This is a genomic window from Terriglobia bacterium (genome assembly GCA_020072645.1).
GTDB lineage: Bacteria > Acidobacteriota > Terriglobia > Terriglobales > Acidobacteriaceae > Angelobacter.
Window position 1 is genome coordinate 26533 of the sequence record JAIQGK010000030.1, and the last position, 11472, is coordinate 38004.

At 54.6% G+C, this 11472-nt stretch carries 11 protein-coding genes; 7 read left to right on the top strand and 4 right to left on the bottom strand.

Features of this window, described 5'->3' with window-relative positions; genetic code table 11:
* Positions 1-22 precede the first annotated feature (22 nt).
* The 3 genes from LAO76_26875 to LAO76_26885 are packed head-to-tail and all read left to right on the top strand — an operon-like array spanning position 23 to position 3073.
* Positions 23-763, top strand: coding sequence for an ABC transporter ATP-binding protein (locus LAO76_26875; GenBank protein ID MBZ5494565.1), 741 nt, complete (start codon positions 23-25; stop codon positions 761-763).
* Positions 760-1902 (top strand): FtsX-like permease family protein, encoded by a 1143-nt coding sequence (locus LAO76_26880; GenBank protein ID MBZ5494566.1) that lies wholly within the window; start codon positions 760-762, stop codon positions 1900-1902. Before LAO76_26875 ends, LAO76_26880 begins: the two co-directional genes overlap by 4 nt.
* Position 1903: 1 nt before the next feature.
* The gene (locus tag LAO76_26885; protein MBZ5494567.1) at positions 1904-3073 is read left to right on the top strand and encodes an ABC transporter permease; all 1170 of its coding nucleotides are present in this window, start codon (positions 1904-1906) and stop codon (positions 3071-3073) included.
* A 94-nt stretch (positions 3074-3167) separates the two neighbouring features.
* Here LAO76_26885 and LAO76_26890 read toward each other — a convergent pair whose 3' ends face one another.
* Positions 3168-5270 carry a M13 family metallopeptidase gene (locus LAO76_26890; protein ID MBZ5494568.1) on the bottom strand — a complete coding sequence of 701 codons (2103 nt, stop codon included), beginning with the start codon at positions 5268-5270 and terminating at the stop codon, positions 3168-3170.
* 200 nt (positions 5271-5470) lie between these two features.
* Here LAO76_26890 and LAO76_26895 point away from each other — a divergent pair, with 200 nt between their 5' ends.
* Positions 5471-6811 (top strand): sigma 54-interacting transcriptional regulator, encoded by a 1341-nt coding sequence (locus tag LAO76_26895; GenBank protein ID MBZ5494569.1) that lies wholly within the window; start codon positions 5471-5473, stop codon positions 6809-6811.
* A 119-nt stretch (positions 6812-6930) separates the two neighbouring features.
* Here LAO76_26895 and LAO76_26900 read toward each other — a convergent pair whose 3' ends face one another.
* From LAO76_26900 to LAO76_26910, 3 genes are all read right to left on the bottom strand, one after another.
* Positions 6931-7776 (bottom strand): ThiF family adenylyltransferase, encoded by an 846-nt coding sequence (locus LAO76_26900; protein ID MBZ5494570.1) that lies wholly within the window; start codon positions 7774-7776, stop codon positions 6931-6933.
* Positions 7773-8270 (bottom strand): hypothetical protein, encoded by a 498-nt coding sequence (locus LAO76_26905; GenBank protein ID MBZ5494571.1) that lies wholly within the window; start codon positions 8268-8270, stop codon positions 7773-7775. The genes LAO76_26900 and LAO76_26905 overlap by 4 nt, the downstream gene beginning before the upstream one ends.
* 316 nt (positions 8271-8586) lie before the next feature.
* Positions 8587-8853 carry a hypothetical protein gene (locus LAO76_26910; protein MBZ5494572.1) on the bottom strand — a complete coding sequence of 89 codons (267 nt, stop codon included), beginning with the start codon at positions 8851-8853 and terminating at the stop codon, positions 8587-8589.
* Between the two features lie 159 nt (positions 8854-9012).
* On the opposite strand from LAO76_26910, the gene LAO76_26915 reads away from it, so the two are divergent.
* From LAO76_26915 to LAO76_26925, 3 genes are read left to right on the top strand one after another with little or no spacing between them, the layout of a single operon-like run.
* Positions 9013-9672 (top strand): hypothetical protein, encoded by a 660-nt coding sequence (locus LAO76_26915; protein ID MBZ5494573.1) that lies wholly within the window; start codon positions 9013-9015, stop codon positions 9670-9672.
* Positions 9662-10102, top strand: a complete 441-nt coding sequence (locus LAO76_26920; GenBank protein ID MBZ5494574.1) for a hypothetical protein — start codon at positions 9662-9664, stop codon at positions 10100-10102. Before LAO76_26915 ends, LAO76_26920 begins: the two co-directional genes overlap by 11 nt.
* Positions 10099-10923: an ImmA/IrrE family metallo-endopeptidase gene (locus tag LAO76_26925; protein MBZ5494575.1), complete on the top strand. Its 825-nt coding sequence runs from the start codon at positions 10099-10101 to the stop codon at positions 10921-10923. Before LAO76_26920 ends, LAO76_26925 begins: the two co-directional genes overlap by 4 nt.
* Positions 10924-11472: the final 549 nt, after the last annotated feature.

The following is an 11472-nucleotide window of genomic DNA, read 5'->3' on the forward strand; positions in this document are numbered from 1 at the left end:
AAGCAGCAGGAGGGACTTGGCAATGGTGCGTGTTGACGGAAGCGGACGCTCAAACAGCCTGATTAGTGCGCGCGGTCTAAGCAAGACTTATTCCCGCGGCGGCGAGCAGATACAAGTGTTGCAAGCCTTGAATCTTGACGTGGAAGCCGGCGAGTTTATTGCGTTCATGGGCCCCAGCGGCTCAGGCAAGACCACTCTGCTGAACCTTCTGGGCGGCCTGGATGTGCCTTCGGCGGGCAGCATCACGGTTGCCGGAGACGAAATCACCCACATGTCGCGCAGCCGGCTGACTCAATGGCGCGCGCGCCACGTGGGATTTGTTTTCCAGATGTACAACCTCATTCCCGTGCTCACTGCTTTTCAGAACGTCGAACTGCCACTGTTGTTGACGAGTCTTTCCAAGACGCAACGTCGTCAGCATGTGGAAACAGCCCTGGGAGTGGTTGGCCTCAGTGATCGCATTCACCACTATCCGCGCCAGCTTTCCGGCGGCCAGGAGCAGCGCGTGACCATTGCGCGCGCCATTGTTTCCGATCCCACGTTCCTGCTTTGCGACGAGCCCACAGGCGATCTTGACCGCAAGAGCGCGGACGAGATCATGGAATTGATTCTTCGGCTGGTGAAGGAATACAAGAAGACCGTGCTGATGGTGACGCACGACCCAGTCGTGGCCGCGCGGGCTGACGTGACGTTGCACCTGGAAAAAGGCGTGCTGGTGGAAGCCGACCGGCTGCAGACGGTTTCCAGTGGAGGTGTGCGATGAAATTCCTGGGCCTGATTCGCGCTAATTTGTTTCGCAAAAAGATTCGCTTCATCCTTACGATTGGATCGTTCGCGGTGGCACTGTTCCTCTTTGGCGTGCTCGCTGTGGTTCGGGTGGCTTTCAGCGGCGGCGTTGATATTGCCGGGGCCGATCGCCTGGTCGTCATCAACCGCACGTCCATTATCCAGCCGCTGCCGCTGGCATATGCGGACAAGATCAGGAGAATCCCGGGCGTGAAGGAGCTCACGTACGCCAATTGGTTCGGCGGCGTATATCAGGATGAACGGAATTTCTTTCCCCAGTTTGCGATGGATGTCGATAATTGGCGCAAGGTGTTTCCTGAGTTCGATATTCCAGAAGACCAGTGGCAGAACTATGTGAAAGACCGCCAGGGAGCAATCGCGGGCGCGGCCACTGCCAAGAGATTTGGCTGGAAAGTTGGCGATCGCATTCCCATCAAGGGAACTTTTCTTGGGGGCGTGTGGGAATTCAACCTCGATGGGATTTATCACGGCACGCGACAGGCGGATGACGAAACCCAGTTCTGGTTCCAATGGAAACGGTTCGAGGAACAGGTCCCTGCCCAGTACAAAGGCCACGTGGGCTGGTACACGGTAAAGGTTGACCATCCGGATGACTCATTGCGCATCTCCAAGGCCATTGATACTGAATTTGCCAACTCACCCTTTGAGACTCACACGGATACCGAGAAAGCCTTTGCCGCAGGATGGGTAAAACAGTTTGGCAATATTCAATTCTTGATCATGGCGATCGGCGGCGTGGTCTTTTTCACACTCTTACTGGTGACTGGGAACACCATGGCTATCGCTGTACGTGAGCGGACTGGCGAGCTTGCCGTGCTGAAGGCCGTGGGTTATTCAGATCGATTTGTCCTGCTCTTCGTGCTATTTGAATCGCTGCTGATCGCGATGATTGGCGGCGCTCTGGGTCTTGGTCTTGCCAAACTTTTCACTCTGGGCGGCGATCCCACGCGCGGGTTGCTACCTTTTTTCTTCCTGCCCGGCAAGGCAATCCTCGCAGGATTGGGAGTCACTCTGGCAGTGGGCGCGGCCAGTGGCGTGATTCCTGCGATTGGCGCAATGCGGCTGCGCGTGGTTGACGCACTACGGAGGGTATGACATGGCGATTCCTGTTGTTTACAACTTGCGCAGCGTAAAAGAACGCTGGACTTCCGCCGTGGTCGCCGTGCTGGGTATCGCCGGAACTGTTGGCGTTTTCATTGCCATGTTGTCACTGGCATTTGGTTTCAAGGCGACTCTGGTTTCTTCCGGCTCCAGTGACAATGCGATGGTGCGGCGCGCGGGCTCGACATCAGAGATGGACAGCAGCATTTCTCTTGACCAAATCAAGATCATGGAAGACTTTCCCGGCGTGGCCCACGCGAACGGCAGTCCGCTGGTGACGCCGGAGGTGGTCGTGATCGCGCCATTTCCTTTGCGGTCGACTGGAACGGATGCCAATGTGCAGGTGCGCGGCGTCTCGCCCCGTGCGTTGGAAGTCCGCAGCAAGATCAAAATGCTGGAAGGCCGTTTTTATCAGCCGGGCCTGGCTGAGTTGGTCGTTGGACGGAACGTGGATAAAACTTACGCCGGGCTCAGCATGGGCGATTCAGTAAAATTTGGCGGTGGAACCTGGCGCGTAGTTGGAGTATTTGACGCAGGCGGTTCTGCATTTGATTCTGAAGTGTGGTGCGACGCCCATGTGCTCAACCAGATTTATCACCGCCCGGAAAATATCTATCAATCGCTCACCGTGCATCTGGATTCGCCAAGCTCTCTGCAGCAATTCAAAGACGCAGCCACTGCCGATCCCAGACTCACGGTCGACGTAAGCCCGGAGATTGAGTATTACGCCAAACAATCACGGACTTTGACCACGCTTATCGTCGTCCTTGGTGGGATCGTTGCCGTTGTGATGGGAATTGGCGCGGTGTTTGGAGCTTTGAATACCATGTATTCCGCCGTGGCCGAGCGATCCCGTGAGATTGCCACTCTGCGCGCGCTGGGCTTTGGCGCAGGCAGCGTGGTTTTCTCTTTCATGATTGAAGCGCTGCTCATTTCGCTCGTGGGCGGATTGCTGGGCGCCGTAGCAGTGCTGCCATTGAATGGATTGACGACCGGCGCAATGAACTGGCAGACCTTCTCTCATCTGGCCTTTGCCTTTCGCATAACCCCGTTTCTGCTGGGATTGGGATTGCTTTTTGCTCTTGTTATGGGAATCCTTGGCGGATTCTTCCCATCGCTTCGCGCGGCCCGACGTCCCGTGGCTCCGGCGTTGCGCGCGATGTAGCGCAATCATCGCTCAGCAATCGCGCACATGATCGAGACAAAAGACTGCCGCATCCTGAAAAGATGCGGCAGTGTTATTCAGGATGAATTAAGCCTTACCAAACGTGGCAGGCGTTAGCACTGACCATTTTCTGGCCGGCTTTGCAGCCAAATGCTTTGGCAAAGTCCGGACTGTTTTGCAGAGTGCCATTTGTGCGGTACTGGCCTGGGGAATGCGGATCGGTCCTGGCCAGCAGCCGCGAGCTTTCTGGCGTGGCGTTCTGGCACCAGACCTGGGCAAAGCCTACAAAGAAACGTTGCTCTGCCGTGAATCCGTCCTTAGTCATCGCTACTTTGGGATTCATCTCCATGTCTTTATGCAGTGCTGCCAGCGCGATGCGCAGCCCGCCGTTGTCAGCCGTGTTTTCACCCAGCGTCAACCGGCCGTTGAGATGGACATCATCCACCGCGACAAACGAGCTGTATTCATCGGCAATGCAGCCGGTGCGCTTGTCGAACTCGTCGCGGTCCGCCTGTGTCCACCAGTTTTTAAGGTTGCCTTCCGCATCGAACTTGCTGCCCTGGTCGTCAAAGCCGTGCGTAAGTTCATGGCCAATCACCACGCCAATGCCGCCAAAATTCACGGCGTCATCCGCGTCTTTATCGAAGAATGGCGGCTGCAAAATGCCGGCCGGGAAGTTGATGTCATTGTTCGCGGCGCTGTAATAGGCGTTCACCGTGGGAGGAGTCATGCCCCACTCTTTCTTATCCAGCGGCTTGCCGATCTTATTGAGGTTGCGTTTGATTTCAAATGCTCGTGCTCTCTGAACGTTGCCGACCAAATCACCGCGCACAATCTTCACGGAGCTATAGTCGCGCCATGTGTCCGGATAGCCAATTTTGTTGGTAATGGCGTGCAGTTTTACCAGCGCTTGCTTCTTGGTTTCCGGCGTCATCCAGTCCAGGCCTTGAATATCCTGGCCCAGCGATTCTTCCAGCGCGTTCACCATTTTCAACATGCGCTGTTTGCCGTCGGGGCCGAAAGTTTCCGCAACATAGGGCTGGCCCAGCGCTTCACCCAGCAGTCCGTCAGTCATCTGGACGCAACGTTTCCAGCGCGGCTGCAATTCTTTTTGACCGTTCAGGTATTGCCCATAGAAGGCAAAGTTCTCGCGGACAAATGGATCAGACAATGTCGGCGCGGCCGCTCTTACCGTATGCCAGCGCAGATAAGTCTTCCAGTCCGCAATCGGAATTGATTCCACAACAGGACTGATTTTCTGGAAGAAGTCCGGCGGCACCACATTGACTTCAGTGAAGCTTGGCGCGCCGCTTGAGGCAAAGAAACGGTTGAACTTGAAATTAGGGGCAAGCGTCTCAAGTTCCGTGACCTTCATTTTGTGGTCGCGGTTCTTAGGATCGCGCATCTGCACGCGCTTTAGAGCGGCGTCGGCCAGTTTGGTTTCGATGTCCATAACGGCCTGGGCCTCTTTTTTTGCCGCCGCTTCATCATCGCCCAGCAGTACAAACATCTTGGCCACGTGCTCCAGATATTTTTCCCGTGTTTCCTGGGATTTGGCGTCGGTATCGGAGTAGTAATCGCGATCAGGAAGGCCGAGCCCGCCCTGGGACACGTTGGCAATCTCCATGCTGGCATTGTGCAGATCAGGTGCGGCGCCAAAGCCAAACAACGCCTGCACGCCCATAGAATGAAGATAAGCAATGGTTTCAACCAACTGGTCTTGATTGGTGATGGCGGCGATCCGGTCAAATTCCGGCTTTAACGGAGCGCTGCCGTTTTTGTTGACTGTGGTTTCATCCATGCAGGATTCATACATGTCGCCAATTTTCTGCTGCACGGGCGTACGCTTGGGATTGTTGGCGGAATCCTTCTGCAGGATGTCGTGCAGGAACTGGCGATTGTAGTCGAGCAGTTCGTTGAAGCGGCCCCAGCGCGCCTGGTCAGGGGGGATGGGATTATTCTTGCGCCAGTTGCCGCACGCATACTGATAGAAGTCCTGGCATGGGTCAACGCTCTTGTCCATGGCATTCAGGTCAAAAGACTTTGGCCGCGGGACTGTCTTTTCAGCGTTTTCGTTCTTTTGTACGGAAGCCGCGGCAGCCGGCGATAAAGGTTTTTTCGTCGGAGCGCTGCCGGTTTGCGCACCGGCGGTCATTCCCATCAGGACAATACACGATAAGACTCGTTTCCAAAGCATAGATACCCTCGAATTGAATTTCATAAAACTGGAAAGTCTATGCCCATTTGCCAAAGCTGTACAGCAGAAGCTTTTGGCCCGGGGTGGAGGCTTTATTTTGCGGCACAGTTGTGGCCGGAATTAACTGTTGCGTGTAAAACGGCATTGCTGCACTATTAAAATCGCAAAACTCCAATACCTTATCCACAGTCGGCCTTCCTTTGACTAACACGTCCCACGACGAGAGCGCACCGCGCGGCGTACCTTCCGCGGACGACTCCGAATTGGTCATTCAAAGCGCCTCTCTGCAGCGCGTGATGAAGCTTGCGGAAAAAGTGGCTCGCCATCCCGCTGCCGTGCTCATTGTGGGTGAGACCGGCTCGGGCAAAGAGATGGTTGCGCGCACCATCCACACGCATTCCCTGCGCTGCAACCAGCCGCTGGTGGATGTTAACTGCGCCGCCATCCCGGAAAACCTGGTTGAGAGCGAACTTTTTGGATATGAAAAAGGGGCCTTTAGCGGCGCGGATGCCATGAAGCCCGGCTTGTTCGAGATGGCCAACAAGGGAACTCTCTTCCTCGATGAAATCGGCGACTTGGATTTAAAGATCCAGGTAAAGCTCTTGCGCGTGCTCGATGGCGTGCCTTACTACCGCCTGGGCGGCAACAAGAAAGTCAGCGTTGATGTGCGTGTCGTGGCGGCCACCAACCAGCATCTTGAAGACCTGGTAAAAGCCGGACGCTTCCGCAGCGATCTCTATCACCGGCTGGCCCAGTTCAAACTTGAAGTTCCGCCGCTGCGTGAGCGTCCGGAAGACATAGTGGGAATTGCCGAACAGGTGTTACACCAGCACTATCCGGAATCCCGCTTCAGCCGCGACGCGGTGGACGCGCTCACCAGCTATGCGTGGCCGGGCAACGTGCGCGAACTCAAAAACGTGGTCTTTGGGGCCGTCTTGCAGGCCCACGACGCACAATCTGAAATCACCGCTGCAGACCTGCGTTTCCCTGATTCAGTCAGTTCACGCCGCCGCCCTGCCCCCACAGATTCCGATCTGGATCAGGTGGAAAAACGCGCCATCCTGCATGCCCTGGAAGATAGCGGTGGCAACCAGGGAAGGGCCGCGGAAGCCCTTGGCATTTCACGGCGCACATTGATTCGCAAGCTCAAGATTTACCGCGAGGCTGGCCTGGAAGATTCTTCCGGCAGCCTGAGCCTTAGCCAGCAGCGTTATTACCGTGCTCAACTCGAGCTCCCTATCGAAATGAAATATGCGAGCGAACAATTTGACGCCGTCTTGCTTAACATCAGCGCCGGCGGAGCTGGAATTCGTACGGAGAAGCCGCTGAAATCCGGTGCTCCGGTAGCGCTCGTCTTCACGATTCCCGGCAGCAACAATCAAGTTCCAGTAGAACTTCCCGGACGCATTACCTGGGCCAACAAAAGCGGGCAATACGGGATCCAGTTCAGTGAAATCCCTCCATCGCTTCGCACCAGCCTGCAACGCTGGCTGCGTACTGAGATGAAGAAGGATGGCTGGGACGTGGAGAGCGGCGAGTAGCGTTGGCGCGGTGTGGGGTGAAAGAGCGGCCCTTCAGGGCCGCGAAAAGGATCAAGAAAAAGGTCTTTCCTTGCGCCGCAGGCCCGCGCGCAGCAGAGCGGAGCGCGCTGATTCTGGATTTAAGGTTTGCTGTAGGAGCCAGCGTTTTGAAATTGAAAAAATGGATCACCCACATTATGCAGGCCTTCAAAATGGGTGCAATGCCCACTCAGATACTTGAGTTTGTTGCTTGGCGTGAGTGTTTGTGCATCGCCGTCATACTCCAGCAAGATCGGAAATTTGATTTCCTTTTCCCACGGCGTAACCAATTTCATAAACATGCCCACAGCCGCTGAAGCAAGCAGCCCGTTAGGCCACACAACCTGCGGCTTTCCGCCCGCGGCATTGTAGCGTTGAGCTTCCTGCTGCAACCGTTGATCCGTGATAATGCCCACACAGCGGAGGCATGAGCCACCAGGCAGTGAAATAGCTACTTGGCCACCAATAGAAAAGGCATCGCCAACAGGATGCACATCCATTCCCAGGTCGATATAAGGAATCAAATGCCGGCGGGCAAGCGTCTCTAACTGCTCGCGCTCGGTAAAGCTGTCCACACAACCGAAAATAATGTCGCACTCCTTCAGTTCGTCAGCGTGGGCCTGCCACTTGTCTTTGTAACTTACAACATGTATCCAGGGATTGACCCCGCGGGTTAAGCGTTCAGCGACAAAAACTTTGGAGCGTTCAACTGCCACGTCTTCTTCAGTGGCTCCGATCAGGCGATTGAGGTTGGTCTCTTCAACTTTGTCAGGATCAAAAATCGCGGCATTTCCAACGCCTACGTGAGCAAGCTGCTGGTTTATGTGAGACCCTCCACCGCCTAGCCCAACAATAGCAGCATGGCACGCCTCCAAAATGTCTGCGCTTTCTGGGCCCAAAAAACTTTGCCGGTCCAGCCGTATAAGCCGAGATAGCTTGTCGCTCATAGGCGCCTCATTGGAACCCCGACGGAGATGAACTCGGAAATGTCAGTTGGATCTACCTTGTCTGGCATCCAGCATTTTCCAAAAGCGGAGTCTTGGCTTAGTACAATTGCGCCATGAGGTAAAGCGGGCTGCACGTTCCAAAAATCCGGCACAAAGCGGGCTGTTTCCCGACTATCAATGCTGCTAAACCCTGGTTTTCCGCGGTGTTCATGGATATGCACATGGAACATTGACGCGCCCTGGTTGTATGCGGCCTCCAAGGCTTTGCGAATTGCATGCGATCCCATGGTTGCACCGGCTTTGGGGTCATTGAGGTAATCTTCATCCGCGACGGCATGGAATCCTTGTGCGAGTATAAGCAGACCGTCCTCCGGAAGATGCGACGGCCGGCACAAGAAAAACCCCACACGTTCGGCGGCAAAAACGTGACGGCGTCTGAGATTCGCCATTGCGGATTTCAACAGCTCCCGTTGGATTTTGAACTTGATTTTCATCGCAGCGGCCTCAAATGTGCCGCAAGCATCTCCGCAGGTCGAAGGTTGGCCGAAACGCCCTGCCATGACCAGCTGTACCAGTTTTTGCCGAGAATATAGTGAGTAGACCAGTTCGCGCCCCGCCCTGGTATCACCTGTGGCAGAAATAGCCGTGTGGAGTAGCCAGAATGCTCTTGAATGCAAAGGAGGGCAGGTAGCTGAGTCCCCCCAGCCACCTGCACACAATTCAGGTAAATATAAGTTCTTCCACCTTCCGGCATCTCTTGAGCGCCGCCGCACAACTCCGCCAGTTCCCGCAGATGTTCAGCAGCAACCATTAAGATGAGCTCCCGGTCCGGACGTGGCTCACAAATTTCTCATGCTTCTCAATGGTGATTTTGGCGTTGTCATCGAGCGGTTTGAATTCGCCATGGATGATCTCGTCCAATTCCCTAGAGGCGTCCACCCCGACAAGTCGTTTGAAGTCAGAAACGGTGTAGGTGCCAGCTTGAACCTTCAGTTCTTTTCCATCCACTGTGACTGTCACCTGTGCCGGATGGCTGGACACAGGACCATGATCATCGTGCGGCATTTCGTGTAACATTTAGAAACCCTCTTGGTCGTAGATTTTTCGCCACGCAATTACCTATGCTCATCCTGATGGCGAGTTGGACAAAAAAAGTGTAGTTTTTTCCCAAAATCGTGTCCGAAAACCTATTCAATTGAGCAGAGGTAATCAGGAGCTAGCGCTTGAGGATCTAAAATGGCAGACGATCCTGGCTACCATCGAGCCAAGGGGCCGACCGATGAACGGATTGCAACCCCGGAAGAAGTCTGGAGCGCCGTACAGTCCTTGACTGAGGCGGACAGCGCCAGGCTGAAAGCCGTAGCGGAGGCGTTGGCCTTTCGCATACGATCTTACGTCTGGGGAACCGGCGGGGCAGATTTGCTTCAGGAGGCAGTGATTTCCCTCCTGCAAGGAAACAGGAAGTGGCGTCCCTCACGGGTGGACCTTGTGAGGCTGCTTATAGGTGCAATGCGGAGTATTGCAAGCAACTGGAAACGGAAAGGGGCCCTTGAACAGCCGCCCCGACTTGCCTCAGATCTCATTACGGTAGATGAACAGGGAGAGGAGGTCCCGACAGCCGTGGATACCGCGGCTGATAGGTGCCCGGATCCCGAAGAGGCATTACTGCAAAGTGAGGTTACTTCGAGAACGCAGCAACTAGTCTTGGAGATTGAGGAAATGTTCCCGGAGGATGTTGTCGCCTCACTGGTCATAGTGGGTCTGAAGACCGGCATGAAGGGGCCAGAGATTATGGCCAAGCTGGAGATCAGCAGAAAAGAATTTGATGCTGCCGTAAAAAAGATCCGCCGAACAACAAAAGCACGCTGGCGGAAAGGAATACCTTATGTCCAATGATCGTCGGGATCCGAGGACGGAACTCGATGCCATCCTTGAAGCATTGGTTGATTCTATAGAGACAGCAACCGATGAAGAGGTCATTGAAGAATCACAGGCTTCCGGGGAAAACCTCAAAGCGGTCGCTCAAGAGGTAAAAACTTCTCTGTTAGCCGGGATCAAGCGTTTTGAGCAGCGCAAACTAAACGCAGCACGGCAAACTTACAAGTCGCGCACCGGAGCCCAACGGAAGCAATTCGTGTTCTCACCCACGCCGGAGGGCCGGCGCAGTCAGTTCCTTGCGATTCTGGCGTCTAAGCCGCAAATGCAAGCAATGCTGACCGTGCAACATCGCGACTTTGAGAGCCTCACAGATGATGATATCCAAAGCGCTTTGGAAGAGCTCGGCGAGCTTGGTGTGTTTGACAACGAAGGGAAGCAATCGGAATGACTGTGTTGCCTCAGACTGCGGCACAAATCCTTGCGGACCTAGGCATCCGCGAACCAGTAGATCTAGATATAGAGGCTATAGCTGAGTATTGCGGGGCAACAATCAGGTACAAACCACTGCATGGTTGCGAGGCACGAATCCTTGGCTACAAGGAGCGCGCGATAATTACCGTGAATTCGCTTGCGACACGGGAGCGTCAGCGGTTTTCTGCAGGCCACGAGCTTGGGCATTGGATGCGTGATCGCGGCCAGGTCGCCTTTCAATGTGAAGATAAGAGCTTTACGCGAGAATGGTCAGCAAATAATCCTGAAACCCGGGCTAACAGGTTCTCAAGCGATCTGCTACTTCCGGCGCCGATGTTTAGGCCGCTGGCGCGTGGCCTACCAATAACTTTTAACACAGTGAGCGATCTCGCATCCCAATTTCAGATGAGTCTCACTGCTACCGCAATCCGGCTCGTCGAGCACGGCTGGATGCCGTCAATGCTCGTCTGCAACACTGATGAAGGCAAAGCGTGGTTCGTGGCTAACTCTGAAGTCAAAGGGAAGTTCTGGCCTGTTGAAAGACCCGGGAAGAATACGGTTGCGTATGACCTTCAATTGGGTACTAGCCGCGAAAGTCCTCAAGATGTTAGATGCAGCGAGTGGATCAATCACCCGAGGGCTGATCGTTATTGGATTAAAGAGGATTCAATCATGTTGCGAGGACGAACTATCCTCTCACTGCTTTGGTGGGAAGACGAGCAACAAATCTTGGATCAAGAGGAATATGAGGAGCGTCGCTTTTCAGAGCGTTCAGATCGGCGCAGAGACTGGGAGTGACGCGCTCCGCTCTCGGGCCTGCGGCGCAAGGTAGAGTTTCTCTAACCATCTTTTTCGCGGCCCTGAAGGGCCGCTCTTCCACCAGTCAGCACTATTTTCGTCTTGACATGAAGGCGAACAAATGGTAAATTTAGAAATTCGCTCCAGAGCGGAAAAGTTGTGCAGTGGACGGTCTTTGACAACCAAAGCAGTTAGCGGGAAACCGGTACTTGGTTCTTGGTATTTAGTACTTGGTAAAGCGTTGCAACCCTCTGCCGACCGGACAGTTGAAATGAGAAAAATGGCTGAAAATTGGGCCGGATTTGACCGCTGAAAAACGGGAACGAAGGCTTTCGACCGTTCGGTCACCGCTCGGTCGAATGGCACTTTGGTCTTTGTTTTCAGCAAAAGTGCTATGGGGGGTGGGTCTCTGGCTGGGTACAGACCGGGCACATCCCTGACAGAACAGACCGGGCACATATCTGACACTGCAACCAAGAAGCAGGCGCGAGTAAAAAGGAGCGCATGCCATGGAGAAAGAGCAGTGTTATGGAAGAGAAGCTGCGGTTC

What these genes read in the sequence shown, in the direction of transcription:
- LAO76_26925 (MBZ5494575.1), top strand. Translation starts at nt 10,099, where the DNA reads ATGACTGTGTTGCCTCAGACTGCGGCACAAATCCTTGCGGACCTAGGC.
- LAO76_26875 (MBZ5494565.1), top strand. Translation starts at nt 23, where the DNA reads ATGGTGCGTGTTGACGGAAGCGGACGCTCAAACAGCCTGATTAGTGCG.
- LAO76_26880 (MBZ5494566.1), top strand. Translation starts at nt 760, where the DNA reads ATGAAATTCCTGGGCCTGATTCGCGCTAATTTGTTTCGCAAAAAGATT.
- LAO76_26890 (MBZ5494568.1), bottom strand. Translation starts at nt 5,270, where the DNA reads ATGCTTTGGAAACGAGTCTTATCGTGTATTGTCCTGATGGGAATGACC.
- LAO76_26900 (MBZ5494570.1), bottom strand. Translation starts at nt 7,776, where the DNA reads ATGAGCGACAAGCTATCTCGGCTTATACGGCTGGACCGGCAAAGTTTT.
- LAO76_26920 (MBZ5494574.1), top strand. Translation starts at nt 9,662, where the DNA reads ATGTCCAATGATCGTCGGGATCCGAGGACGGAACTCGATGCCATCCTT.
- LAO76_26905 (MBZ5494571.1), bottom strand. Translation starts at nt 8,270, where the DNA reads ATGAAAATCAAGTTCAAAATCCAACGGGAGCTGTTGAAATCCGCAATG.
- LAO76_26915 (MBZ5494573.1), top strand. Translation starts at nt 9,013, where the DNA reads ATGGCAGACGATCCTGGCTACCATCGAGCCAAGGGGCCGACCGATGAA.
- LAO76_26910 (MBZ5494572.1), bottom strand. Translation starts at nt 8,853, where the DNA reads ATGTTACACGAAATGCCGCACGATGATCATGGTCCTGTGTCCAGCCAT.
- LAO76_26885 (MBZ5494567.1), top strand. Translation starts at nt 1,904, where the DNA reads ATGGCGATTCCTGTTGTTTACAACTTGCGCAGCGTAAAAGAACGCTGG.